The organism is Nonomuraea sp. NPDC050680, assembly GCF_040654555.1.
Lineage (GTDB): Bacteria > Actinomycetota > Actinomycetes > Streptosporangiales > Streptosporangiaceae > Nonomuraea.
In genome coordinates this window covers 247,714-271,414 of record NZ_JBFAIF010000008.1, presented here as the reverse complement: position 1 = coordinate 271,414, position 23,701 = coordinate 247,714, and the positions used below count along the sequence as shown (strand labels likewise).

Annotated in this window: 22 protein-coding genes; 10 read left to right on the top strand and 12 right to left on the bottom strand. The window is 69.8% G+C overall.

Annotation, left to right across the window (positions count from 1 at the left end; genetic code table 11):
• The first annotated feature begins 1 nt into the window (after window position 1).
• The 5 genes from AB0H88_RS27435 to AB0H88_RS27415 are packed head-to-tail and all read left to right on the top strand — an operon-like array spanning window position 2 to window position 5,718.
• Window positions 2-1,816 carry an ABC transporter substrate-binding protein gene (locus tag AB0H88_RS27435; protein ID WP_357649176.1) on the top strand — a complete coding sequence of 605 codons (1,815 nt, stop codon included), beginning with the start codon at window positions 2-4 and terminating at the stop codon, window positions 1,814-1,816.
• Window positions 1,813-2,865 carry an ABC transporter permease gene (locus tag AB0H88_RS27430; RefSeq protein ID WP_357649174.1) on the top strand — a complete coding sequence of 351 codons (1,053 nt, stop codon included), beginning with the start codon at window positions 1,813-1,815 and terminating at the stop codon, window positions 2,863-2,865. Before AB0H88_RS27435 ends, AB0H88_RS27430 begins: the two co-directional genes overlap by 4 nt.
• Window positions 2,862-3,746, top strand: coding sequence for an ABC transporter permease (locus tag AB0H88_RS27425; protein ID WP_357649172.1), 885 nt, complete (start codon window positions 2,862-2,864; stop codon window positions 3,744-3,746). Before AB0H88_RS27430 ends, AB0H88_RS27425 begins: the two co-directional genes overlap by 4 nt.
• Window positions 3,743-4,717, top strand: coding sequence for an ABC transporter ATP-binding protein (locus AB0H88_RS27420; RefSeq protein WP_357649170.1), 975 nt, complete (start codon window positions 3,743-3,745; stop codon window positions 4,715-4,717). The genes AB0H88_RS27425 and AB0H88_RS27420 overlap by 4 nt, the downstream gene beginning before the upstream one ends.
• The gene (locus tag AB0H88_RS27415) at window positions 4,714-5,718 is read left to right on the top strand and encodes an ABC transporter ATP-binding protein (protein ID WP_357649168.1); all 1,005 of its coding nucleotides are present in this window, start codon (window positions 4,714-4,716) and stop codon (window positions 5,716-5,718) included. Before AB0H88_RS27420 ends, AB0H88_RS27415 begins: the two co-directional genes overlap by 4 nt.
• On the opposite strand, the gene AB0H88_RS27410 is transcribed toward AB0H88_RS27415, so the two are convergent.
• Both AB0H88_RS27410 and AB0H88_RS27405 read right to left on the bottom strand, forming a co-directional pair.
• Window positions 5,708-6,532 (bottom strand): NAD(P)H-binding protein, encoded by an 825-nt coding sequence (locus tag AB0H88_RS27410; protein WP_357649166.1) that lies wholly within the window; start codon window positions 6,530-6,532, stop codon window positions 5,708-5,710. The genes AB0H88_RS27415 and AB0H88_RS27410 overlap by 11 nt on opposite strands.
• Before the next feature lie 66 nt (window positions 6,533-6,598).
• Window positions 6,599-7,774, bottom strand: coding sequence for an FAD-dependent monooxygenase (locus tag AB0H88_RS27405; RefSeq protein ID WP_357649164.1), 1,176 nt, complete (start codon window positions 7,772-7,774; stop codon window positions 6,599-6,601).
• A 73-nt stretch (window positions 7,775-7,847) separates the two neighbouring features.
• Between AB0H88_RS27405 and AB0H88_RS27400 the strand changes: the two genes are divergently transcribed.
• Window positions 7,848-8,414 carry a TetR/AcrR family transcriptional regulator gene (locus tag AB0H88_RS27400; protein WP_357649162.1) on the top strand — a complete coding sequence of 189 codons (567 nt, stop codon included), beginning with the start codon at window positions 7,848-7,850 and terminating at the stop codon, window positions 8,412-8,414.
• Between the two features lie 7 nt (window positions 8,415-8,421).
• On the opposite strand, the gene AB0H88_RS27395 is transcribed toward AB0H88_RS27400, so the two are convergent.
• Both AB0H88_RS27395 and AB0H88_RS27390 read right to left on the bottom strand, forming a co-directional pair.
• On the bottom strand, window positions 8,422-9,060 hold the full coding sequence (locus AB0H88_RS27395; protein ID WP_357649160.1) for a maleylpyruvate isomerase N-terminal domain-containing protein: 639 nt from the start codon (window positions 9,058-9,060) through the stop codon (window positions 8,422-8,424).
• A gap of 65 nt (window positions 9,061-9,125) precedes the next feature.
• Complete coding sequence (locus AB0H88_RS27390) at window positions 9,126-9,854, bottom strand: nucleotidyltransferase domain-containing protein (RefSeq protein ID WP_357649158.1); 729 nt, start codon at window positions 9,852-9,854, stop codon at window positions 9,126-9,128.
• Between the two features lie 10 nt (window positions 9,855-9,864).
• On the opposite strand from AB0H88_RS27390, the gene AB0H88_RS27385 reads away from it, so the two are divergent.
• Window positions 9,865-10,623: an SDR family oxidoreductase gene (locus tag AB0H88_RS27385; RefSeq protein WP_357649156.1), complete on the top strand. Its 759-nt coding sequence runs from the start codon at window positions 9,865-9,867 to the stop codon at window positions 10,621-10,623.
• Between the two features lie 75 nt (window positions 10,624-10,698).
• Here the strand turns inward: AB0H88_RS27385 and AB0H88_RS27380 are convergent, their stop codons facing one another.
• The 3 genes from AB0H88_RS27380 to AB0H88_RS27370 all read right to left on the bottom strand — a co-directional run bounded on the left by AB0H88_RS27380 (window position 10,699) and on the right by AB0H88_RS27370 (window position 12,855).
• Window positions 10,699-11,637, bottom strand: coding sequence for a ribose-phosphate pyrophosphokinase (locus tag AB0H88_RS27380; RefSeq protein WP_357649154.1), 939 nt, complete (start codon window positions 11,635-11,637; stop codon window positions 10,699-10,701).
• A gap of 18 nt (window positions 11,638-11,655) precedes the next feature.
• Window positions 11,656-12,129 (bottom strand): GNAT family N-acetyltransferase, encoded by a 474-nt coding sequence (locus tag AB0H88_RS27375; RefSeq protein ID WP_357649152.1) that lies wholly within the window; start codon window positions 12,127-12,129, stop codon window positions 11,656-11,658.
• Between the two features lie 84 nt (window positions 12,130-12,213).
• Window positions 12,214-12,855, bottom strand: a complete 642-nt coding sequence (locus AB0H88_RS27370; protein ID WP_357649150.1) for an HAD family phosphatase — start codon at window positions 12,853-12,855, stop codon at window positions 12,214-12,216.
• Between the two features lie 79 nt (window positions 12,856-12,934).
• Between AB0H88_RS27370 and AB0H88_RS27365 the strand changes: the two genes are divergently transcribed.
• Complete coding sequence (locus tag AB0H88_RS27365) at window positions 12,935-14,704, top strand: alkyl sulfatase dimerization domain-containing protein (RefSeq protein ID WP_357649148.1); 1,770 nt, start codon at window positions 12,935-12,937, stop codon at window positions 14,702-14,704.
• Window positions 14,705-14,710: 6 nt separating this feature from the next.
• On the opposite strand, the gene AB0H88_RS27360 is transcribed toward AB0H88_RS27365, so the two are convergent.
• Together AB0H88_RS27360 and AB0H88_RS27355 are read right to left on the bottom strand one after the other, a co-directional pair.
• Window positions 14,711-16,117, bottom strand: coding sequence for a cytosine permease (locus tag AB0H88_RS27360; RefSeq protein WP_357649146.1), 1,407 nt, complete (start codon window positions 16,115-16,117; stop codon window positions 14,711-14,713).
• A gap of 56 nt (window positions 16,118-16,173) precedes the next feature.
• Window positions 16,174-17,163: an NAD-dependent epimerase/dehydratase family protein gene (locus AB0H88_RS27355; RefSeq protein WP_357649343.1), complete on the bottom strand. Its 990-nt coding sequence runs from the start codon at window positions 17,161-17,163 to the stop codon at window positions 16,174-16,176.
• Between the two features lie 292 nt (window positions 17,164-17,455).
• Here AB0H88_RS27355 and AB0H88_RS27350 point away from each other — a divergent pair, with 292 nt between their 5' ends.
• Window positions 17,456-18,847, top strand: coding sequence for an ATP-binding protein (locus AB0H88_RS27350; protein WP_357649144.1), 1,392 nt, complete (start codon window positions 17,456-17,458; stop codon window positions 18,845-18,847).
• Here AB0H88_RS27350 and AB0H88_RS27345 read toward each other — a convergent pair.
• Together AB0H88_RS27345 and AB0H88_RS27340 are read right to left on the bottom strand one after the other, a co-directional pair.
• Entirely contained in the window at window positions 18,774-19,784 is a 1,011-nt protein-coding gene (locus tag AB0H88_RS27345) for a D-glycerate dehydrogenase (protein WP_357649142.1), read from the bottom strand. The genes AB0H88_RS27350 and AB0H88_RS27345 overlap by 74 nt on opposite strands.
• Window positions 19,785-19,902: 118 nt before the next feature.
• Entirely contained in the window at window positions 19,903-21,687 is a 1,785-nt protein-coding gene (locus AB0H88_RS27340; RefSeq protein ID WP_357649140.1) for a bifunctional metallophosphatase/5'-nucleotidase, read from the bottom strand.
• A gap of 108 nt (window positions 21,688-21,795) precedes the next feature.
• Here AB0H88_RS27340 and mshD point away from each other — a divergent pair, with 108 nt between their 5' ends.
• Window positions 21,796-22,764: a mycothiol synthase gene (gene mshD / locus AB0H88_RS27335; RefSeq protein WP_357649138.1), complete on the top strand. Its 969-nt coding sequence runs from the start codon at window positions 21,796-21,798 to the stop codon at window positions 22,762-22,764.
• On the opposite strand, the gene AB0H88_RS27330 is transcribed toward mshD, so the two are convergent.
• Window positions 22,697-23,701: an inorganic phosphate transporter gene (locus AB0H88_RS27330; RefSeq protein ID WP_357649136.1), complete on the bottom strand. Its 1,005-nt coding sequence runs from the start codon at window positions 23,699-23,701 to the stop codon at window positions 22,697-22,699. The genes mshD and AB0H88_RS27330 overlap by 68 nt on opposite strands.

The following is a 23,701-nucleotide window of genomic DNA, read 5'->3' as shown; positions in this document are numbered from 1 at the left end:
AATGAGGAAATGGTTCGCACGCCTGGCTCTGCTGGGCGTAGCGGTATTAGTCGCAGGTCAGGGCCAGGCGGCCCAAGCCGCGGAACCGGCAGCGGGGAAGAAGATCGTCCGCATCGGCGCCACGCAGTCGATGGACTCGATGAACCCCTTCCTGGCGGTCAGGCTGGTCTCGTCGGCGATCCAGCGCGAAATGTACAGCTTCCTGACCACGCCCGACCCCAAGACGCTGCAGCCCAGCCCGGATCTGGCCGAGTCGTGGACGACCTCGCCCGACGGGCTCACGTGGACATTCAAGATCCGCAGCACCAAGTGGTCCGACGGTCAGCCGGTCACCGCCGAGGACGCGGCCTGGACCTTCAACAAGGTCATGACCGACGATGCCGCGAAGACCGCCAACGGTCCGGCCGTCGAGAACTTCGAGAGCGTCACCGCCAACGGCCAGGACCTGGTCATCAAGACCAAGGCGCCGCAGGCGTCCATGCTGGAGAACCCGATCCCGATCATGCCCAAGCATGTCTGGGAGAAGGTCACGGACATGGCCAAGTACGAGGCCGACGTCTACCCGGCCGTGGGCAGCGGGCCGTACATCGCGGTCGAGCAGAAGAAGGACCAGTACGTCAAGCTCAAGGCCAACCCCGACTACTGGCGGGGCAGGCCCAAGCTCGACGAACTGCAGTTCATCTTCTATGACAACCCGCAGGCCGCGATCGCCGGCCTGAAGAAGGGTGACATCGACCTGATCGGCCGCATGACGCCGCCGGACTTCGAGTCGATCAAGGGCGACCCCAACATCGAGCAGTGGAACACCCAGGGCCGCCGCGCGGCGTACCTGGAGGTCAACCCCGGTGCCACCACCACGGACAACAAGCCTGTCGGCGACGGTCACCCCGCGCTGAAGGACCCGAAGGTGCGCACCGCGCTGCACTACGCGATCGACAAGCAGAAGCTGGCCGACGAGGTGCAGGGCGGCCTGGCCAAGCCTGCCGACGGTTCGATCATCCCGCCGCTGTACAAGGAGTTCTTCTGGGAGGCCACGGGCGACCAGAAGGTCACCTACGACGTCGCCAAGGCCAACAAGATCCTCGACGACGCCGGTTACAAGAAGGGCGCCGACGGCGTCCGTACGATGCCCGACGGCAAGAGGAAGCTGGAGTTCCGCTTCAGCATCCACACCGACACCCCGATCGAGGACAAGCTCGCCGAATACCTGACGGGCTTCTTCAAGGAGATCGGCGTCACGCTGACCACGGTGAAGCTCGACTCCAGCAAGTTCACCGAGCAGACCGGCGTCACGGGACTGTACGACATCGCGATCAGCGGCTGGTCGGTCAACCCCGACCCCGAAGAGGTCCTGGCCACGCACCTGTGCAGCCGCCGGCCCACCCCGTCGGGCGAGGGTGGCGGCACCGAGTCGTTCTACTGTGACCCGACCTTCGAGAAGCTCTACCAGGAGCAGCTCAAGGAGCTCGACCGGGCCAAGCGCGTCGAGATCATCAAGAAGATGCAGGAGCGCCTCTACACCGACGCTCCGGTGATCGCCATCTACTACCCGAACGACCTTGAGGGCTACCGCAAGGACCGCATCACCAGCATCACCCCGGTCCCCGAGGACAAGGGCCTGATCTACGGCGGCAGCAGCGGCTATCCGTTCTACGCCATGGACGTCAAGGCCACCGGCGGCACCAGTGCGGCCGGCAGCGACGGCGGCTCCAACACCGGCCTCATCGCCGGCGTCGTCGGCGGCGTCGTGGTGATCGGCCTCGCCGCGTTCTTCCTGACCCGGCGTCGCAAGAGCGTCGCCGACGAGCGCGAATGACCACACCGCTCGAAGCAGCGGAGCCCGCCGTCCAGGCGGCGGGCTCCGGTGATGACCGCCCCGCCTACCGCGGCACGCTGAAGTACGCGCTGTCGAAGGTCGGCGGGGCGTTGTTCAGCATCGCGATGGTGATCGTCGGCACGTTCTTCGTGTTCCGGCTGCTCCCCGGTGACCCGGTGCGCAACCTGGCGCAGGGCCGCAACATGACCCCGACGCAGCTCGCCCTGGAACGGCACCGGCTCGGCCTGGACAAGTCGCTGATCGACCAGTTCTTCGACTTCGTCGGCAAGACGCTCCACCTCGACCTGGGCACCTCCTACGAGTACAACCGGCCGGTCCTCAGCCTCATCGGCGAGCGGTTCCCGGCGACGCTGCTGCTCGCGGGCGGGGGGCTGGTCATCGCGGTCGGCCTCGGGATCTGGCAGGGCCAGCGGGCCGGCTGGCAGCGCGGCAGCCGCTTCGACCAGGTCTCCACGGGCGTCTCGCTGGTGTTGTGGTCCATGCCGACGTTCTGGCTGGGACTGCTCCTGCTCATGGTGTTCGGCGTCGGGATCGGCCCGATTCCCGGCATCTTCCCGACCCGGGGCATCGAGAGCGTGGACGCGCCCGACGGCTTCGCCTACGTGCTCGATGTGGGCCTGCACATGGTGCTGCCGTGCCTGACCCTCGTGGCCGTGGTCTATGCCCAATACCTGCTGGTCATGCGCTCGTCGCTGCTGGAGGAGGTCAGCCAGGACTACGTGAACGTGGCCCGCGCCAAGGGCCTGCGCGACGACCAGGTGCGCCGCCGCCACGCGGTCCCCAACGCGCTGCTGCCGACGGTGACGCTGGTCTTCATGCGCATCGGCTTCGTGGTCGGCGGCGCGGTCACCGTCGAGACGATCTACAGCTGGCCGGGGCTCGGGCAGCTGTTCTACGAGGCGATCAGGGTGCCTGACTTCACACTCATGCAGGGCACGTTCATGCTGATCACGGTGGCCGTGATCCTCATGAACACGCTGGCCGACGTGGTCTACCACATCATCGACCCGAGGGTGAGGTCGGCATGACCGCCGTGGCCACGTCCCGCAGGCGGCTGGCGCTCGGCCGCTTCTGGCGGAGTTTCCGGCAAGAGCGGGCCGGGATGGCCGGGCTGGTGGTGCTCGTCGCCGCGGTCCTTCTGGCGCTGGTCGCGCCGCTGTTCATCAGCGACGGCGTGACCAGCGTGGTGAGCGGCACGGGCGACGAGTTCGCGGCGCCCAGCCTCGCGGCGCCGTTCGGCACCGACGAGTCCGGCCGGTCCATCCTGCTGATGGTCTGGTGGGGCTCGCGTACGTCGCTGTTCGTCGGCTTCCTCGCCGCCCTGCTGAGCATCGGGATCGGCCTGGTCGTCGGCATCGCCGCCGGGCACTTCCGCGGCTGGATCGGGGCCGTGCTCATGCGGGTCACCGACTGGTTCCTGGTGCTGCCCTCGCTGCTCACGGCGCTGGTGCTGGCGGCCATCCTGGGCGGCAGCACGGCCACGATCATCGTGGCCATCGGCATCACCACCTGGCCGTCCACCGCCCGGCTGATCAGGTCTCAGACGCTGTCCGTGGAGGCCAGGCCGTACATCGAGCGGTCGAAGGCGCTCGGCGGCGGGCACTGGCACATCACCACGCGGCACGTGCTGCCGAACGTGGCGCCGCTGCTGCTGGCCAGCACCACGCTGGAGGTCGCCAGCGCGATCGTCACCGAGTCCACGCTGGCCTTCCTCGGCGTCAGCTCGAACAAGACCTCCTGGGGGACGATGCTGCGCGCGTCCTACGACTTCAACGCTCCCGCCCACGGCGCGTGGTGGTACATCCTCATTCCCGGCCTCTGCATCCTGGCCGTCGTCATGGCGTTCACACTGGTGGGACGCGCGCTGGAAGCCGTGCTCAACCCGCGACTCAGGAAGGCGGGCGCATGACTCTCCTCGAACTCGACGACCTCTCGGTGACCTACCGGATCGCCTCCGGCGAGGTGCCCGCCGTACGGGGAGTGTCGCTGAAGCTGGAGTCGGGCGCGGCGCTCGGGGTAGCCGGTGAGTCGGGATCCGGCAAGTCGACGCTGGCCATGGCGCTGCTGCGGCTCCTGCCGCGTGACGCCCGTGTCGCCGGCCGGATCCTGTTCGACGGCGAGGACATCCTGGCCATGAAGTGGGGCCGGATGCGCGCGGTCCGCTGGGCCGAGGCGTCGATCGTCTTCCAGGGCGCCCAGCACGGTCTCAACCCGGTGCGCAGGATCGGCGACCAGATCGCCGAGCCGCTGCTGGTGCACAACCTGGCCAAACCCGACCAGGCCGGCAAGCGGGTGGCCGAGCTGCTCGAACAGGTCGGCCTGCCCGCCTGGCGGTCCCGCAGCTACCCGCACGAGCTGTCCGGCGGCCAGCGGCAGCGCGTGATGATCGCGATGGCGCTGGCCTGCTCGCCCCGGCTGATCATCGCCGACGAGCCGACGACCGCGCTCGACGTGATGGTCCAGGCCCAGGTCCTGACGCTGATCAAGGAGCTGATCGCCGAGCAGAACATCTCGCTGATCATGATCTCGCACGACCTGTCGGTGCTCGCCGACGTCTGCGGGCAGCTCGCGGTCATGTACGCGGGCCGCGTCGTGGAGCACGGCCCGTCGCGCGAGGTGTTCCACGAGGCCAAGCACCCCTACACGCGGGCTCTGGCGGCGGCCTTCCCCACGGTCGGCGACCCGGTGTCACGGCTGGCGCCCAAGGGCCTCGGCGGCGATCCGCCGGACCCGATGGACCTGCCCACCGGCTGTACGTTCCATCCGCGCTGCCCGGTGGCGCTGGAGGAGTGCGCGAGCCTGGATGTCGGGCTCTGGCCCGCGGGTGACAGCCGTACCGCTGCCTGCGTGCACGTACGGGCGAAGGAGGAGGCCTCATGACCGAGACGGAGACGTCCTCGGAGACCGTCGCCACGGGGCACACCACCCTGCTGGAGGCCCGTGACCTGCACGTGGAGTTCCCCTCGCGCGGGCGGCGGGCCCGCGCGGTCGACGGGGTGAACCTGGCGATCGGCGCGGGCGAGATCGTGGCCCTCGTCGGTGAGTCCGGCTGCGGCAAGACCACGCTGGCGCGCACGCTGATGGGCCTGGAGCGGCCCACGTCGGGGTCGGTCGTCTATAACGGTGCGGCGCTGGACTACCACTCCAAGGCGCTCAAGGCGTACCGGAAGGTCGTGCAGCTCGTCCTGCAAGACCCGATGGGCTCGCTGAACCCGCGGCACACCGTCTACGAGGCGGTCGCCGAGGGGCCGCGCATCCACGGCCTGTCCGGTGAACGGGAGATCGTGGCCGAGGCGCTGTCCAGGGCCGGGCTGCGGCCCCCTGAGCGATTCTTCCTGCGCTACCCGCACGAGCTGTCGGGCGGTCAGCGTCAGCGCGTGGTGATCGCCGGCGCGCTGGCCCTCAACCCGAAGGTGCTGGTCGCCGACGAGCCGGTGGCCTCGCTGGACGCCTCGGTGCGGGGCGAGATCCTCGCGCTGCTGCTCCGGCTCCGCGCGGACCTGGGCCTGTCGGCGCTGGTCGTCACCCACGACCTCGGGCTGGCCTGGAACATCGCCGACCGGGTCGCGGTCATGTACCTGGGCCGGATCGTCGAGGCGGGGCCGGTCGAGCAGGTGCTGACGGCTCCGCGCCATCCGTACACGCAGGCCCTGCTGTCGGTGCTGCCGGAGTCGCCCGAGCGGATCGTGCTCACGGGCGAGCCGCCGGACCCGACGCGGATCCCGGGTGGCTGCCGCTTCCACGCCCGCTGCCAGGTGCTCGCCTCCGGCAAGGCGGCCGAGGCGGGCGTGGACGCCAAGTGCAGGTCGCAGCTGCTCGACATCCTGCCCGCCACCGCGGCGGCGCGGGCGGCCTGCCACTACGCGGAGCTCAGCGCTTGAACGCCGCGGCGTGCTCGCTGGCCCATTGGGCGAAGGAAAGCGGTGCCCGGCCGGTGACCTGCTCGACGGTCGGGACCACCGTGTAGCCGACCTCGGGGGTGTCGCCGAGCGCGCCGATGAGGAACTCGATCGTCTCCGCGCCCATGCCGTCGGCTTGCCACTTGGCGCGGGCCTCGGCCTCGGAGAGCTCGACGAAGCGGATCTCCTGGCCGACGGCCTCGCTGAGGATGCGCACCTTCTCCGTGGTGGTGATGGCCTGCGGGCCGGTCAGCGTGTACGACCTGCCCCCGTGGCCGTCGCTGGTCAGCACCGTGGCGGCCACGGCGGCGATGTCGCGCTCGTGCACCATGGCGCTGAGCCGGCCGCCGAACGGCTCCCTGATGACGCCCTCCGCCTTGATCGTCTGGGCCCACCACTGCAGCGTGTTGGACATGAACTCGACCGGGACCAGCAGCGTCCACTCCAGGTCGCTCGCGGCCAGGGCCTGCTCCAGCGGGCCGTCGGCGCGTCCGCCCAGGACGGTGACCTTGCGCACGCCCGACTTGGTGGCCAGCTCCACGAGCTGCTCGCCGGTCTTCAGCGGCGCGTAGTCGTCGCCCGCGAAGTTGATGAGATGAACGGCCTCGACGCCCTCGAAGGCGGCCGTGAGGCTGCCCGGCTCGGCCAGGTCCCCGGCGACGACCTCCACGCCCTCGGGCAGGTCGGCCTTGGCCGGGTCGCGAGTCAGGGCACGCACGTCGTGGCCGTTGCGGGCGAGCTCGTCGACGATGAGGCGGCCGACGGTTCCGGTGGCACCGGTGACGAGGATCGTCATGACAGGCTCCTTCTGGCTTTGTGCGGAACGGAATGTTCGATTCCTACTATACCAGAACGGAATGCTTTATTCCACATAGCTCTTCAGTGTGATGGCCGTCGCGGCGCGGGCCATCGGCCCGGTGACGCGGTCGATCATCCGGTCGCGGCCGGGCAGGTGGGGGAGCAGCCTGAGCATCCTGGTCTGGAACCAGATGACCGCGCGTGAGGGCAGCACCATGCCCTTGACGTTGGCCGGGCCCAGCTGCTGGTTGGCGTCCACGTACGCGCGCATCTCCCGCTCGTAGCCGTCCACGCCGCCGCCGGAGGCCAGCTCGCCGGCCAGCACGTACGCCCCCACCAGGGCGAGACTGGTGCCCTGGCCCGACGCCGGCGAGGCGCAGTAGGCGGCGTCGCCGACCAGCACGACCCGGCCCTTGGACCAGCGGTCCATGTGGATCTGGCTGACGGAGTCGAAGTAGAAGTCCGTCGACCCGCGCACCGCCTCCAGCAGCGCGGGCACCTCCCACTCGACCCCGGCCATGGCCTGGGCCAGCAACTCCTTCTGCTGGGCCAGGTCGCGGCGGTCGTAGGCGAGCGGCTGCGACGACCACATGAACAGCGCCTTGGCGTGGCTGTCCTGCTTGGTGCTGTAGACGTTCGCGGTCCGGCCGGGGGCGGCGTGGACCGCCTCCTCGCGGTCGAGGCCCAGGCGGTTGGGGACCGTACAGATCGAGATGTAGTAGCCCAGGTCGCGGACGAACGCCGACTCCGCGCCGAAGACCAGCCCGCGCGTGTTGGAGTGCATCCCGTCGGCCCCGACGACCAGGTCGAAGCGTCGCGGCGCCGACCGCTCGAACGTCACCGTCCCGTCCTCGGCGATGCCGGTGATCGAGTCGTCGAAGAGGTATTCGACGTCGTCGCGGGTCAGGTCGTAGAGGAGCTCGTTGAGGTCGCCGCGCATGATCTCGGCGTCGGCGCCCTCGCGCCCGCCGAACAGGTCGGCGTCCATCTCCGCGATCCGCCGGCCCTTGCCGTCGTAGTGCGTCGCGATCCGCATGTCGGTGCTCCTGGCGCGGACCGCCTCGAGCAGGCCCATCCGCTCGACCACGTCGAGCGCCACGCCGCGGATGTCGACCTTGTAGCCGCCCTCGCGGATCGAGGGCGCCCGCTCCACCACGGTGGGGGTGAAGCCGTGCTGCCGCAGCCAGTAAGCCGTCGCGGTGCCGGCGATGCTCGCGCCGGAGATCAGGATGTTCGTCATGCCCTGAAAGGTACACACGTCTCAGACGCTTGTCTAGGACGAAATTCTGAGACATCAGTGTTAGGCTCTGGGCATGGGAAATCGTGAGGATCTGCTGGCCGGGGCCAAGCGCTGCCTGATCGAGAAGGGCTACTCGCGCACGACGGCGCGCGACATCGCCACGGCCTCCGGAGTGAGCCTGGCGGGCATCGGCTACCACTTCAGGTCGAAGGACGCGCTGATGAACGAGGTGCTGTTCGAGGTGATGCGGGAGTGGGGCGACGACCTGGCGGCGACGCTGGCCGCCGACGTCAAGCCCGACGCCGAGCCGCTCGAACGCTTCGAGGCGGCATGGGACCGGGTGATCGAGTCATTCGACCGGCTGCGGCCGCTCTGGGTCACCCAGTTCGAGCTGCTGGGCCAGATCGACCACCTGCCCGACATCCGGGAGCAGCTCGTGGCCGGCGTGCAGGAGGGGCGTCAGGGGCTCGCGGAGTTGTTCGAGGGCATCGACCCGGCCGCGGAGCCGGAGCGGGCGCGGCTGGTCGGCACGTTCTACCAGGCGATGCTGACGGGGTTCCTGTCGCAGTGGCTGCTCGATCCCGGCAGCGCGCTGTCGGGCCGCGAGGTGGTCGCGGCCCTGCGCATGATCCAGAGGTAGTTCGGGGTCAAAAGGCGCTGATCGTGGCGGGCGCCCGCTCGGCCCTGCTCAGCGTGCGGATCACCGCCGTCGCGCCATGACGGTGTACGGCCAGCCGCGCCAGCAGTTCGACGACCGGCTCGACGACCGAGGGCGGCAGCTCCGGAGTCTCCACACCCACACTGGCGGCCAGGTCGTCGGAGTGCACGACGAGCTCCATCAGGCGGGTGAGCAGGAGGTCGTCGAAGCGGAGCGACCAGCCCGACCACGGCAGGTACACCACCTTGTCGATGGGCTGCGCGGGCAGGGCGACCCGCTGCCGGTCGAACAGCTCGCCCGCCCTGGCGGCCAGCGCCACCGGGCCGTCGGCCGCGGCCACCTCACCGGCCCGCCGGATGCCCACGTTGCTCTCGTGGTCGAGGCCCGCCTGCACCCACGGCGACCTGGTGAAGTGCTCGATCAGCGGGATCGGCGCACCGGGCGGCCCGCCGTCGTCGAGCAGGCTGTCGACCCGGACGATCTGGTGGGCCAGGTGCGCGGCCAGCCCCGCCACGCTGAATTCGGTCAACGCGCTCGGCTTCTCCCACGCGGCGGCCACGGCCGGCTCACGCAACAGTGCCACCGCGGACGACGCGGCGGCCAGATAGGACTCCCTGATCTCCCCCATGTCCCGCCTTTCCCCGTTTTCTGGTGGTGACCCGGCAAAGACTATCCGGGGCGCTGTCCTGTCCGTCAGCCGAGGGCGCGCTTGATCGCCGTTCTGATGAAGACCCTGGCCAGGGTCCCGCGCCTGAACCGGCTCAGGAACGGCCGCGGCAGGCCGTACCTGCGGGCTCTGATGTCCTCCACCACGTTCATCGGCGCGCCGAGTTCGGCCAGCACGTCCAGGGCCGCCCGCTTGGTGATCAGCCGCCCGTCCCGCAATGTGACCGTCGCCCGCGCCACGGTGATCATCCCGAGATCCACCCAGACGTCCTGCAGCCACCGCTTGCGCCCGCGCGTCTTGACCAGCCAGAAGTCCCGGAGATCCGCCCGGATGAACCCGCTCAGCTCCTCGTCCGACACCGGCGGCAGCAGGCCCGCGGGCGGCTCGCCGTACAGTTCGAGAGCGCCCGAGTGCAGCTCACGACGGGTCACCGGAGTGACCGGCCGCTCGTACAGCTCCTGGTGCGCCCAGGTCACATGGTCGGTCGCGAAGTCACCCAGCCGGTGCCTGGGCATGTAGGAGCAGTGCAGATGCTCGGCGAGCGGCAGAACGAGCTCCTCGTGCAGCTTGGCCAGCCGTTGCCGCTGCTCCTCGGTGACGTCCGTCTCGACCACCGCGATGAGATCGAGATCGCTCTTGCCCGGCTGGTAGTCGCCCGCCGCGAGCGAGCCGTGCGCCCACAGGGCGACCAGGGGCACGGCCGGCCTGATGTCGTGGAGGAAACGCGTTAGCAGGAGATCGGTGGGCCCGTGCATGATGGCCACTATGGTCGACACGAGACGCGACGGGAAAGTGGCCCTGGTCACCGGCGTGGGCCGCACTGTCGGCATCGGCGCCGGGATCGCCCGCCGGCTGGCGGACACGGGCTGGGACATCGCCTTCACCTACTGGACCCCGTACGACGAGCGCATGTCCTGGGGCGCCGAACCGGGGGCGGCCGACGTGATCGGCGAAAGCCTCGCCGGGCGCAGTGCGGCGATCGAGGCCGACCTGACGGACGCCGACGCCCCCGCACGGATCTTCGACGAGGCCGAACGCCGGCTGGGCAACGTCACCGCCCTGGTGATGTGCCACTGCGAATCGGTCGCCTCCGGCCTGCTCGACACCACCCTCGCGAGCTTCGACCGCCACTTCGCCGTCAACGCGCGGGCCACCTGGCTGCTGGTCCGTGAGTACGGCCGCCGCTTCTCGGGCGCCCACGGGACCGGCCGGATCATCGGCCTCACCAGCGACCACACCGTCGGCAACCTGCCCTACGGCGCGAGCAAGGGCGCTTTGGACCGCATCGTCCTGGCCGCCGCCCGCGAGCTGGCCCACCTCGGGGTCAGCGCCAACGTCATCAACCCCGGACCGGTGGACACCGGCTGGATGTCGGACGAGGCACGGGAGAGCCTCCTCCGCCAGACCCCTCTCAACCGCCTCGGCACGCCCAAGGAGACCGCCCACCTGGTCGACTTCCTCTGCTCCCCAGAGGGCCAGTGGATCAACGGCCAACTGCTGCTGAGCAACGGCGGCTTCGCCTAGAACGGTGTCCACGACGGACCGTTTTCCTCGTGGTCGGTCCACAATCGCGAGGGTGGCCCACGCGATCACCTTTTGTCAGGGCGCGCTGAACAGCGCGCTCACCGACTCGCCGTCGTGGATCCGCCGCATCGCCTCGGCCAGCGCCGGGGCGATCGACAGGACGGTGAGTTTGTCCGTGGGCTTGGGTACGGGCACGGTGTTGGTGCAGACGATCTCTTCCACCTCGGGCAGCGCGCTCAGCCGCTCGATCGACCCGGCCGCGAACAGTCCGTGCGTGCACGCGACACGTACGGAGTTGACGCCACGCTCGCGCAGCCGGTCGAGCAGCTCGATGACGGTCGTGCCCCTGGCGATCTCGTCGTCCAGGATGATCACGTCCTTGCCCTCGACCTCGCCGATCACCGAGCTGATCACCACCCGGTCGTCGCTGAAGCGCTGCTTGGCCCCCATCGCCACGTCGGTGCCGAGCAGCCGGGCGAAGTGCGCGGCCTCCTTGGCGTTGCCCAGGTCAGGGGAGACGACGACGGTGTTGGACAGGTCGTAGCGGCGGAAATGGGCGGCCAGCTCGCGCAGCGCGTGCAGGTGGTCGACGGGCACGCTGAAGAAGCCGTGCACCTGCGGCGAGTGCAGCGTCATCGTCAGCACCCGCCCGGCGCCCGCCGTCACCATCAGATCCGCCACCAGGCGCGCCCCCATGGAGATGCGCGGCGCGTCCTTTTTGTCGCTCCGGGCAAATGCATAGTGCGGCATCACCACGGTCGTCCTGGCGGCGGATGCCCCTCGGGCCGCGTCGAGCATCAGCAGCAGCTCGACCAGGTTCTCCTGTACGGGCGGGACCAGCGGCTGGATGATGAAGACGTCGCGTTCCCTGCAGTTGGCCTGGAGCTGGACCTCCAGCACGTCGTTGGCGAAGCGGTTGACCTGGACCGGGTGGAGCGGGGTGCCCAGGTGGGAGCAGATCTCCTCAGCCAGGGCGGGGTGGGCGCTGCCGCTGAATACCGTGATGTCTCGCACGATTCCGAAAGGATAGCTTCACGGGCTCAGGTAATGGTGCACCAGGGCGGGTTCACCGGCCGCGTTGCGCCATCGGGCGCGGGAGGTGGCGACGCGCTGCCAGCCGTACCTCTCGTAGGCGGCGATGGCCGCCCGGCCCTCGTCGGAGACCTCCAGCGTGAGGCGTCCGTCCTCGGCGGCGAGGGCGGTGTCCAGCAGACGGGCGGCGAGCCCGCTGCGCCGGGCGGGCGGGGTGACGAACAGGCGGGTCACGGACGCGCGAACGGGTGTGCCGACCAACTCGGCGACCCGTGGCTCGACCTCGGCCAGCCCGACATGACCGGTGACGACCCCCTCCTCGTCCAGGGCGATCCAGGCCCGGAGCAGGTCGCCGGGTGTCAGCCAGCCATGCGGGTCGTCGGGCCAGTCCACGGGGTAGCGGTCAGCGGCCTGGACCTCGGCCAGGGCCTTCACACAGGCGTCGAGATCGGCGGGAGTTCTGAGTCGGATCATCGCTGGAGCGCCGCCATCGTGAGGGGGATTCTGAGTCGGGTCATCGTACGGCTCCCGCCATCGTGCGGGAGCTACTGAGTGGGATCATCGTTCGAGCGCCGCGACCGTGAGGGAGTCGAGGTCGGGGACGACCTTCCAGGCGAGCGCCAGCGCGTCGGAGGCGGGCGGGTAGCGGGGATGCGGCACGGCGATCACCCGCATCCCGGCCGCGTGCGCCGAGCGCAGGCCGTTGCTCGAATCCTCCACCGCCACGCACCCGCGCGGATCGACGCCCAGTTTGGCGGTCGCCTCCAGGTAGCCGTCGGGAGCGGGCTTGCCGCGCGGTACCTCCTCGGTGGAGACGGTGACGGCGAAGCAGTCACGGAACTCGGCCGCGTCCAGGACCACCTCGATCAACGCGCGCGGCGAGGAGCTGGCCAGGCCCAGCGTGAGGTCCGCCGCCAGGCGCCGGACCGCCTCGGGCGCCCCCTTCATCAGCGGTACGCCGTGCCGATAGCGCTCGGCCATCTGGTCCACCACGCCGCGCGCGATCTCGTCCGGAGACAGCGCCACGCCGAGTTCGTGCAGGTAGGAGGCCCATTCCTGGGTGCTCATCCCCATGAGCCTGGACTGGGTGTCCTCCTGCCAGGTGCCGCCGTGTTCGGCGACGAACGCCCGCCGTACCTCCTCCCAGACCGGCTCGGAGTCGACGAGTACGCCGTCGAGGTCGAACACGCACGCTTCCACGGAACCCCCTAGCGGGCTTTGTCGGGATTGCCCATTAACGAGGATATGCGTTGACCGGTTCTCGGGAATGGGCCTGGGCATGGCCGACCTTCCACTGCACGATTCCAACGACTTCGAGGCGGCGGCGGATCGCGGCTTCATCGCGAAGTTCAGCCCGGCGGTGGTCAGCGCCGCCGACAGCAAGGTCATCTGGGACGGCGAGTCGGCCGCCTTCCTGGAGCAGGAGTGCCCCGGCAGCGCGCATCCCACCCTGTGGCGGCAGGCGCGGCTGTCCGCCAGGCAGGGGCTGTACGAGGTGACGGCCGGCGTCTACCAGGTGCGCGGGTTCGACCTGTCGAACATGTCGATCGTCGAGGGCGACTCCGGCGTGATCATCATCGACCCGCTCATCTCCACCGAGTGCGCGGCCGCGGCGCTGCGCCTCTACCGAACCCATCGCGGTCCCCGGCCCGTGACCGGGGTGATCTACACGCATCCGCACGTCGACCACTTCGGCGGCGTGCGCGGCGTCACCGGCGGCGGCGTGCCGATCCTGGCACCCGCGGGCTTCCTGCGGAACGTGGCCCGCGAGCACCTGCACGCCTGGTCCGCCACGGCCCGCCGATCCGTCTACCTGTACGGCCAGGCCCTCGAACGATCACCCGATGGCCAGATCGGTACGGGCCTGGGCAAGACCCGCTCCATCTCGCTCATCGCTCCCACGCTCGACATCGAACGTACGGGGCAGGAGGAGACGATCGACGGGGTACGCATCGTCTTCCAGCTCGCCCAGGCGCCACCGGAACTGGCCCTGTACCTGCCCGGTCACCGGGCCCTGTGCCTGGGCGAGAACGCCACCCGCAACCCGCACAACCTCCTGCCCCTGCGGGACGCCAAGGCCTTGGCCCGGCAGCTGGACGAGACGGTCGCGCTGTTCGCGGCCGACCTCGACGTCGCCTTCGCCTCGCACCACTGGCCCACCTGGGGCGGGCCGGAGATCGTCCGGTTCCTGTCGCAGCAGCGTGACCTGTACTCCTACCTGCACGACCAGACCCTGCGGCTGATGAACAAGGGCCTGACCGGAGCGGAGATCGCCGAAGCCATACGGGTGCCGCCCGAGCTGGAGCAGGTCTGGCACACGCATGGCTACCACGGGCCGGTGGGCCACAGCGTCAAGGCCATCTACCAGCGCTACCTGGGCTGGTTCGACGGCAACCCCGCCCACCTGTGGGAGCATCCGCCGAGGGAGAGCGCGATCCGCTACGTGGAGTGCCTCGGCGGCGGGGCGGCCGTCGTCGCCTTCGCCCGGCGCTACCTCAAGGAGAACGACCTGCGCTTCGCCGCGCAGCTGCTCAACCACGCGGTCTTCGCCGACGAGGGCAACAAGGAGGCGCGCGACCTGCTCGCCGAGGTGTACACCCGGCTCGGGCACGGTGCGGAGAACGCCACCTGGCGCAACCTCTACCTGACGGGCGCGCTGGAGCTGAGCGACGGCGTCGTGCCGGCCGCCACGGAGCAGGCCGCGCCCGGCCTGGTCGCGGCGCTCGGCGTCGACCAGATCCTCGACTCGATCGCCATCCGGATCGACGGGCCGCGGGCCTGGAACGAGAGCCTGTCCATCGACTGGCACCTTACCGATCTGGGGGAAAGGTATCGGACCACGCTCTCGAACGGCGCCCTCATCCAGCACGCCGACCCGCCCGAGGGGCCGGTCGACCTGACCTTGCGGCTGACCAAGGCGCAACTGCTCGGCCTGCTGGCCGGTCGGGGGGTGGAGCGGGTCGAACGAGAAGGCGACATCGGCGTGCTGCGGCGCCTGGTGGCCGTACTCGACCACCCGATACCCGACTTCGCCATCGTGACCGCGTAGAAGCGGTCAGCCGCTACGGCGGGGCGTCAGACTCGAGATCGCGAAGTACAGGACCCCGGCCAGCACCAGCGCGACCACCACGCCGATGTTGGCGGCCCCGAACGTGCCCGCCCTCATCTGGTCGCTCATCAGGAAGCCGACGACGCGGGCGATGTTCGGATCGCTGGAGGTGATGAGCCCGATGCCCACGACAGACGCCACGACCAGCGAGGTCACCCCGGACCAGTTCAGGGCGGGCGCGCCGGGGCGAAGCAGCCGCTCGTCATAGGACCGCCCGCCCGCGCGCCGGAACCACATGTCGACGAGGAAGACGGCCACCCAGGCGGCCATCACCACCCCGATGATCGCCAGGAACGCCTGGAAGGTCGCCAGGAAGCTGGTCGAGACGAACAGCAGATAGTAGCCGCCGAGCACCATCAGCGCGCCGTCGATGAGCACCGCGTAGTGCCGCTTGATTGGCACCCCCAGCGCCAGCATGGACAGGCCCGACGAGTAGATGTCCATGATCGCCCCGGCCAGGAAGCCACCGATGGCGGTCAGCAGGTACGGCAGCAGGAACCAGGTCGGCAGGGCCGCCGCCAGCGCCCCGACCGGATCCGCGCCCGCGGCCTGGGCCAGCTTGGGGTCGCCGCCGGCGAGCAGTACGCCGAAGACGAGCAGCACCATGGGCGGCACCGCCCCGCCTGCCGTCGTCCACAGCGCCACCGACGGGGGCTTGGACGTGGCGGGCAGATAGCGCGAGTAGTCGGCGCCGCAGTTGACCCAGCCCAGGCCGAGCAGCGTCATCGCGAAGATGACCGCGCCCACCCAGCCGCCGGGGCCCGCCGTGGTGTCCAGCGAGGTGCCGAGCTTCGGGGCCATGAGGATCATGTACACGACGGTCAGCACGATGAACGCGTACGTCAGGTACCGCTGCACCGCCATGATCAACGCATGGCCGTACACCCCGATCACGATCGTGAGCAACGCGGCGACCGCGAAGCAGGCCGCCATGGCGGTCGTGCCGGGAATGCCGGGCGCGACCCGCTTCAGGATCGCCGCGCCGCCCTGCGCCGACAGTGTCACGAGCACGATCTCCCAGCCGACGTTCGAGACGTAGGAGAGTACGGCCGGCAGCTTGTTGCCCTGGTAGCCGAAGGGGGCGCGGCCGAGCGTCATCGTCGGCACCCCCGACCGGGTGCCCGCGATCGCGACCAGCCCGACCAGCCCGAACGACAGCGCGTAACCGATCACGCCCGTGATGATCGCCGGGAAGACGCCCAGGCCGAGCCCGACGATGTAGACACCGAAGGCGACCCCGAAGAGGGAGAGGTTGGCGCCGGCCCAGGGCCAGAACAGGTCCCGGGGTGTGCCCCGCCGCTCGGCTGCCGGAACGGCGTTGATGCCGTTCTGCTCGACGGTCATCATGTCCATGATCGGACGGTACACCGGTATCCGCGGCTGCCCTAGAGCAGGTGCCAGGGCTGGGATCAGCCGTCGAGTCCCAGCAGTGTGGCCTCCACCTTCGGGTCCAGGCCGACCGGCGGCCGGTCAGGGCGCATGGGCGCCCGCCCGCCGATGCTCCGCAGCCAGGCCCATGTGTCGGCCACCGTCTCCGCCACCGGCCGGAACCGCAGTCCGGCCGCCACCGCCTTCGACACGTCGGCTCGGTGCATACTGTCGTGGTCCTCGCCCAGCAGCCAGATCGGCAGATCGGTCCACGGCTCCACGTCGGCCGCCAGGATCGGCTCCGGCTCCACCCACCGCAGCTCGGCCCCGGACCCGGTCACGTCTATGCAGGTCCGCAGCAACTCCTCCATGGTGACGAAGCCCGACGGGCTCACCACGTTGTAGGCCCCACCCAGTCCGTCCTTGGCCACCTCAAGGCACCACTGGGCCATGTCGCGCGCGTCCACGTACTGCAGGGGCAACCCGGCGGGCCCCGGCGCGAGCACCGGCCCACCACGCGCGATCCTGTTCAGCCACCACGGCAGCCGCCCGATGTTCTCGTACGGCCCAAGGATCAACCCCGCCCGCGCCAGCAGCGCCCGCTCTCCGAAGGCCGCCACCGCCGCCAGCTCCCCACCGGCCTTGAACCGCGCGTAACCCACGTCATCGCCGTCATCGGCCGAGGCGGCCACCACCGGAGCGTCCTCGTCGGCACCGGCCGCCGACGGGTAGGTGTGGACGGACCGGCTGGACACGTAGACGTAGTGTCCCGCCCGCCCGGCCAGCAGCGTCGCCGCGTCGCGTACGGCGGACGGCGCCCACGACCAGGTGTCGACCACCACGTCCCACTCACCACGCTCGAGTGCCGCCAGCCCGCCCGGCTTCGCCCGCTCGCCCCGCAGCGCCGTCACCGTGGGCGGCGGGGCGTGCGTGCCCCGGTTGAACACGGTGACGTCCCAGCCGGCTGCGAGGGCCTCGTCGACGAAGGCCCTCCCCACGAACTCCGTCCCGCCCAGCACCAGAAGCCTCATGGCCACCACCATGCCGGTCGCGGCCGCCGCCCGGTAGCCGTGCACGCCATCAGCGGAATCGCCAGCAGCGAAACCACCGACTGAGCAATCGCCGGCCGCGAAACCAAGGCATCGTCTGCGGCGAAATCACTGTCCGCGCCATCGCTGACAGGGGAATCGCCGATGGCGGAGACCCTCACTCTCCGCGACAATTTAGCGCTGCAAAGGTAGATATATCCGCAGGTCAGTGTCAATGCTGTTCCTCGCGGCATAATGGGGAAGTGTCACAGATAGTGATACTAGGGACCATGGGATGGTGAAAAGGATCTTTCCCTACTCGATCCGGGCGCGCCTGACCATGATCGCGACCCTGGTCGCGGCCGTGGTCTTCGCCGCCACGGTCGGCCTCACCCTCAGCACGTTGCCCGGCAACCTCCGCAGCGGCGTGCAGAACCGGGTGGAGCTGGCCGTACGACGGGTGGCCAACGACGCCCGGACGAAGGAACTGCGCAGCCTGCTCCCGACGCCGGCCCGCGTACCCCTCCTGCAGGTCGTCTCGTCCGAGGGCACCGTCCTGGCCTCCAGCCACAACCTGAGAGGTCAGCCCCCCATCGCGAACCTGCGGTTGCCCCAGCCGGAAACGATCTACGCCACCGAGATCGAGCTCACCGGCAACAGCGAGAGTGTGGAGCACGGAGTCAAGTACCTGGTCATGGCTATGCAGTCGCAGACGTCGTACGGCCTGATAACCGTGTACGGCGCGTCCTCGCTGAGCGACGTCAACCGGGCACTGGGGTGGCTCTATGCCCTGATCTTCCTCGGCACCCCGCTGATGCTGCTCGGCGTCGCGGGCATCACCTGGGCGGTGGTCGGCCACACTCTGCGCCCGGTCGAGCGCATCCGGGCCGAGCTAGCCGAGATCACCGGGCACGACCTGAGCCGCCGGGTCCCCGTGCCCGGTGCCGGGGACGAGATCTCCAACCTCGCCATGACCACCAACGACACCCTCGACCGGCTGGAACGCTCCGCCGAGACGCAACGCCGCTTCGTGGCCGACGCCTCGCACGAGCTCCGCAGCCCCATCACCGCGCTGCGTACCCAGTTGGAGGTGGCCAGCGCCTACCCGGACGACACGGACTGGGCGTCTACGGGCGCCCGGGCCCTGAAGTCAGCCGACCGTCTGACGGACATCATCGAGGAGCTCCTGATGCTGGCCCGGCTCGACGCGGGCGCCGTCATCGACTGGCACGTCGTCGACGCCTGCCAGCTGGCGGAGGAGCAGGGGCGGCGCCGTGCGGGAGGCGACATCAGCGTCGTCACCCATGTGATGGGCAGGGCCCCCGTCATGGGCTCCCGCATCCAGCTGGACCGGCTGCTGACCAATCTGCTCGACAACGCCACCAGGCACGCCGCCAGCAGGATCGACCTCCAGGTGGCGGTCAACCGAGGCGACCAGACCGTCGACATCACGGTAACCGATGACGGGGCGGGCATCGTGGCGGAGGAGCGCGAGCACGTCTTCGAGCGCTTCGCCCGCCTGGCCGAGGCCCGGGCCAGGGACAAGGAGGGCAGCGGACTCGGCCTGGCCCTGTCGAGGGAGATCGCCCAGGCGCACCGGGGGACCCTGACGATCACCGACCACTATCCGGGCGCCCAGTTCGTCGCCCGTCTGCCGCTGTACCTGGACGGAGATTCACCGGGGTGAGCGGCTCGCGCCCGTCCAGCACGGCCGCGATGTTCGACACCGACAGGTGGCACATCCGCTCGCGGGTCGCCGTGCCCGCGCTGCCGATGTGCGGGGTCAGCACGGTGTTGCCGAGCTCGACCAGCGCCGGGTTTACCTTCGGCTCGCCCTCGAACACGTCGAGGGCCGCCCCCGCGATCGTCCCCGACCGCAGCGCCTTGACCAGTGCGTCCTCGTCGATGATGCCGCCACGAGCGGTGTTGACCAGGATCGCGGTGCGCTTCATGCGACCCAGGGCGTCGGCGTCGATGAGGTGGCGGGTTGTCGGGGTGAGCGGGCAGTGCAGGGTGACCACGTCGGCACGCTCCAGTAGCTCGGGCAGCTCGACGAACTCGACGCCCCGCCGATCGTCCTCCGACAGCGGCGAGGAGGTGGGCGTGGCCAGGATCTCCATGTCGAACGCGCGGGCGCGGCGGGCGACGGCCCGCCCGATGCGGCCGTAGCCGACCACGCCCAGCGACGCCCCGGCGCTGAGATCGAGCCCGAGCAGCATGCGCGGCCCCCAGATCCACGGGGTACGCTCCCGCAGCAGCCGGTCGCCGTCCAGCACGCGGCGCGCGGCGGCCAGGATCAGCGCCATCGTCAGGTCGGCGGTGGCGCCGTCGAGCACCCCCGGGGTGTTGGTGACCTGGATCCCGCGCTCGGTGGCCGCGGCCACGTCGATGTTGTCGTAGCCGACCGCGGTGTTGGCGACGACCCGCAGAGATGGGCCCGCAGCGTCGAGGAACTCGGCGTCGACGCGCTCGGTGAGCGTACACACGACCCCCTCCGCGCCCGCGGCCAGGCGCAGCAGCGTGGCGCGGTCGGGCGGGTCCTCCTCGCCGCACACCACGGGACGGCCGAGCGAGCGCACGAGCGCCATGGCGGCGTCGGTCAAGGTGCGGGTCACGTAGATCATCGACTCTCCTCGCTCATCGGGGGTGCTGTGGGGGCGGCCCACGATCTTGCCCCAGCTCTCACCGTACGAGGGGCCCGCTTCTGCCGCAGAAGCGGGCCCCTCGGCTTTGCTAGCTCCGCTAGGGGGTTACGGTGATGCGGTTCGTGGCGGGCGGGGCGATCGGGTTGTCGCGGCCCAGCTGGTCGACGAAGGCGTCGATGTCCAGCGGCCCGCTCCAGAGCTCCGTACCGTCCTTGAAGCCGAGGAAGGCGTCACCGCCGCCGACCAGGAAGTTGTTCGCCGCGACCCGGATCGTCTGCGCGTCCGTCACCGCGACGCCGTCGATCTTCATGTTCGACACCTTGGACCCCCACGCAGCGCCGCTGCTGTAGGTATAGGTGAAGTTCGCCGACGGCTGGAGGATCTTGGTGAACGGCTGGGCGTTCGGCCCGCCGGTGAACTGCTGCTCCAGGACGGTCTTGAGCTGCGCCCCGGTCAGTGTCACGACCTGCATCAGGTTGTTGAACGGCTGCACGGTGAACGCCTCGCCGTAGGTCACCACGCCGGCACCCTCGCCCGCCGCGGAGCCGGCGAAAGTGAGTGAGGCCCGAACGCCACCCGGGTTCATCAGGGCGATCTGCGCGTTGCCGCCGGTCTTGGTGCCGGCCAGCTGGCCGTCGGCGATGAGGTCGCCGAGCGGGGACTCGCCGCTGGGGGCGGCGGTGTTGGTGATGTCCGCGGTGATCCGGCCGACGGGCTTGTTGGCGACCGGGGCGACGCGGTCCTTCCACGTCTGCACAAAGGCAGAAATTTCGGGATCCGGGGTGACCGTACGGGTCACGACTTGGTTGTCCGCCACCACCGAGGCGCGGTCGATGTCCCGCGTCTTGACGTTCACGTTGAGATCGACCTTCGTGATGACGCGGCCGAACGAGCCACCCTGCGAGTACAGACGGTCGTTGCCGGCGGGGTCCTTGACCTTGCACAGGTACGCCTGGTGCGAGTGGCCGCTGAGAATCACGTCGATCTCGGGGTCGACCTGCGTGGCGATGCGGTTGCCCGCGCCCGGGACGGCGCTGCAGGCGTCCGGAGACTGACCCGCGGTCACCTGGTCACCCTCGTGCACGAGCACGACCTGGGCCTTGACGCCCACCAGCTTGAGCAGCTTGGACGCCAGGTTCGCGGCCTTGACCTCATCCACGAACTTGAGGTTCTTGATGCCCTCGGCGGTGACGATGTTCGGGGTGGTCTGGGTGACCAGGCCGATGAAGCCGATCGGCACGCCGTTCATCCACTTGACGCTGACGGGCGGCAGGGCGGGCACGCCCCAGTCGCTCATCAGCTTCTTGACCTGGCTCTGCGGCGCGCCCAGCGCCGCGAGCGCGTCGGTCTTCTCGTTCGGGTTCTTGAACAGCACGTTGGCGCCGACGTAGTCGTACTGGGCACCCTTCCACGTGCCGGCGGGCGAGCAGCCGTCCACCGGGTGGCAGCCGCCCTTCATGATCCGGCGCAGCTCCGTGTATCCCTCGTCGAACTCGTGGTTGCCGACCGCGGCCACCTTGAGCCCGATCTTTCCCATGAACTCGACGGACGGCTCGTCGTGGTAGGCCGCCGAGATCAGCGGGCTGGCGCCGATCAGGTCGCCCTGGGCCACCGCGATCGTGTTCTTGTCGCTGAGCGCCTTCATGTGGGTGGCGACGTACGCGGCGCCGCCAGCCTCGACGGTGGCGCCGTTCTCGTCGACCATCCGGCCGGAGGATCCGGTGGGGGGTTCGAGGTTGCCGTGGAAGTCGTTGAGCGCGAGCAGCCGTACCGGAACGGTCTTGGGTGCCTTACTCGCGTCCGCGGGGGCGGTCGCCGCGGCGAACCCGCCCGCGGCGACGGCTCCGGCCAGCACTAGCCGGAGGAGGGAACGTGGGGTCATGGCCCTAGACGTTACGGCCGGAACCTATGCAGCCAATGTCGCAAAGGTAACGATTCATCGGCCCGCCACATGGCGTTATTTGCCAGCAGTACCCCTAGAGTTCGGACTGTGACAGCGCACGTGGAGATCAGACAACGACTTGATGACCGCGAAATCGCTCAGGTGCTCGGCGTGGTGGACGCGGCGACGGAGGCCGACGGCGTCCGCCCGCTCAACGAGCATGTCATGCTCCACCTGCGCTATGGCGGCGATCCGCAGGCCCGTTCTCTGCTCTTGTACGACGACGATAAGGCTTTGGTGGGCTATGCCCACATAGATCCCACCGACGAGGTCGAGGGTCCCAGCGGCGAACTGGCCATCCACCCCGCCCGACGCCGGGAGGGGCACGGCACGCGGCTGCTGCGGGCCGTACTCGAGGTGTCAGGTGGCAGCCTGCGCCTGTGGGCGCACGGCGATCATGAAGGCGCGGGCGTCCTGGCGGCGTCGGCGGGGTTCGAGCGCGTGCGCTCGCTCTGGCAGATGCGCCGGTCTCTGTCCACGCCGCTGCCCGCTTTCGAGATGCCCGACGGAGTACGGCTGCGCACCTTCGTACCAGGTCAGGACGAGGAGGCGTGGCTCAAGGTCAACGCCGCGGCCTTCGCCCACCACCCCGAACAGGGCGCCTGGACGGCGAGCGACCTGCGCCAGCGTGAGCAGGAGCCCTGGTTCGACCCGGAGGGCTTCTTCCTGGCCGTCCGCGGCGAGCGGCTGGCCGGCTTCCACTGGACCAAGATCCACGGCTCGTCGGAGCACGGCCACGAGCCGATCGGCGAGGTGTACGTCGTCGGCGTCGACCCCTCCCAGCAGGGCACAGGGCTGGGCAAAGCGCTCACGCTGGCGGGTCTGGACCATCTACGCGCGCGTGGCCTCGCCCAGGCGATGCTCTACGTGGACGAGGCCAACACGGCGGCGATCCGCCTGTACGAGTCCCTGGGCTTCGACCGCTGGGACGTCGACGTGATGTATGCCGTTATTCCACCACCCAGTGCAGGGCGAAGTAGGACACCGCAGCCACCAGAGCCGCAGCCGGAATCGTAAGGATCCAGCCGGTCACGATGTTGCCCGCGACGCCCCAGCGCACGGCCGAGAGCCGCTTGGTGGCGCCGACGCCCATGATCGCCGAGGTGATCGTGTGCGTGGTGGAGATGGGCGCCCCGAACCCGATCGCCGCCGTGTACAGGACCACTGCCGCCGCGGACTCGGCGGCGAAGCCCTGTGGCGGGTCGAGCGCGATGATCCGGCGGCCCAGCGTACGCATGATGCGCCAGCCGCCGGAGTACGTGCCGAGCGAGATCGCCCCCGCCGACGCGAGGATGACCCACTGCGGGATCTCCGACCCCGGGTTGATGTAGCCGCCGACGACGAGGGACAGGAAGATGACGCCCATCGTCTTCTGCGCGTCCTGCAGGCCGTGGCCGAGCGCCATGGCCGCGGCCGAGACGGTCTGCGCGTAGCGGAAGCCGCGGTTGGTCTTGCCGGGCTGGCTGTTGCGGAAGATCCAATATATTGCGATCATGATCGCGCCGGCCAGCGTGAACCCGAGCAGCGGCGAAAGCACCATCGGGACCACCACCTTTTCCAGCACGCCGTCCCAGTGCACGGTGCTGGCCGACGCGAGTGCCGCGCCGACCAGGCCGCCGATGAGGGCGTGGCTGGAGGAGGAGGGCAGGCCGAAATACCAGGTGATCAGGTTCCAGCAGATGGCGCCGATGAGTGCCGAGGCCACGATGACCAGGCCGTGCGAGCCGTCCGGCGCGTCGATGATGCCCTTGCCGACGGTCGCGGCGACCTGGGTGCCCAGGTGGGCGCCGATGAAGTTCATCGCGGCGGCCATGAACAACGCGGCCCTGGGAGTGAGCGCGCGCGTCGAGACCGAGGTCGCGATGGCGTTCGCCGCGTCGTGGAACCCGTTGGTGTAGTCGAAGGCCAGTGCGATGACGACCACGCCGATGACGAGGGCGAGCGAAAGGTCCAC

Coding starts and splice junctions, on each gene's coding strand:
- AB0H88_RS27435 (WP_357649176.1), top strand. CDS start 2: ATGAGGAAATGGTTCGCACGCCTGGCTCTGCTGGGCGTAGCGGTATTA.
- AB0H88_RS27430 (WP_357649174.1), top strand. CDS start 1,813: ATGACCACACCGCTCGAAGCAGCGGAGCCCGCCGTCCAGGCGGCGGGC.
- AB0H88_RS27425 (WP_357649172.1), top strand. CDS start 2,862: ATGACCGCCGTGGCCACGTCCCGCAGGCGGCTGGCGCTCGGCCGCTTC.
- AB0H88_RS27420 (WP_357649170.1), top strand. CDS start 3,743: ATGACTCTCCTCGAACTCGACGACCTCTCGGTGACCTACCGGATCGCC.
- AB0H88_RS27415 (WP_357649168.1), top strand. CDS start 4,714: ATGACCGAGACGGAGACGTCCTCGGAGACCGTCGCCACGGGGCACACC.
- AB0H88_RS27410 (WP_357649166.1), bottom strand. CDS start 6,532: ATGACGATCCTCGTCACCGGTGCCACCGGAACCGTCGGCCGCCTCATC.
- AB0H88_RS27405 (WP_357649164.1), bottom strand. CDS start 7,774: ATGACGAACATCCTGATCTCCGGCGCGAGCATCGCCGGCACCGCGACG.
- AB0H88_RS27400 (WP_357649162.1), top strand. CDS start 7,848: ATGGGAAATCGTGAGGATCTGCTGGCCGGGGCCAAGCGCTGCCTGATC.
- AB0H88_RS27395 (WP_357649160.1), bottom strand. CDS start 9,060: ATGGGGGAGATCAGGGAGTCCTATCTGGCCGCCGCGTCGTCCGCGGTG.
- AB0H88_RS27390 (WP_357649158.1), bottom strand. CDS start 9,854: ATGCACGGGCCCACCGATCTCCTGCTAACGCGTTTCCTCCACGACATC.
- AB0H88_RS27385 (WP_357649156.1), top strand. CDS start 9,865: ATGGTCGACACGAGACGCGACGGGAAAGTGGCCCTGGTCACCGGCGTG.
- AB0H88_RS27375 (WP_357649152.1), bottom strand. CDS start 12,129: ATGATCCGACTCAGAACTCCCGCCGATCTCGACGCCTGTGTGAAGGCC.
- AB0H88_RS27365 (WP_357649148.1), top strand. CDS start 12,935: ATGGCCGACCTTCCACTGCACGATTCCAACGACTTCGAGGCGGCGGCG.
- AB0H88_RS27360 (WP_357649146.1), bottom strand. CDS start 16,117: ATGGACATGATGACCGTCGAGCAGAACGGCATCAACGCCGTTCCGGCA.
- AB0H88_RS27355 (WP_357649343.1), bottom strand. CDS start 17,163: ATGAGGCTTCTGGTGCTGGGCGGGACGGAGTTCGTGGGGAGGGCCTTC.
- AB0H88_RS27350 (WP_357649144.1), top strand. CDS start 17,456: ATGGTGAAAAGGATCTTTCCCTACTCGATCCGGGCGCGCCTGACCATG.
- AB0H88_RS27345 (WP_357649142.1), bottom strand. CDS start 19,784: ATGATCTACGTGACCCGCACCTTGACCGACGCCGCCATGGCGCTCGTG.
- AB0H88_RS27340 (WP_357649140.1), bottom strand. CDS start 21,687: ATGACCCCACGTTCCCTCCTCCGGCTAGTGCTGGCCGGAGCCGTCGCC.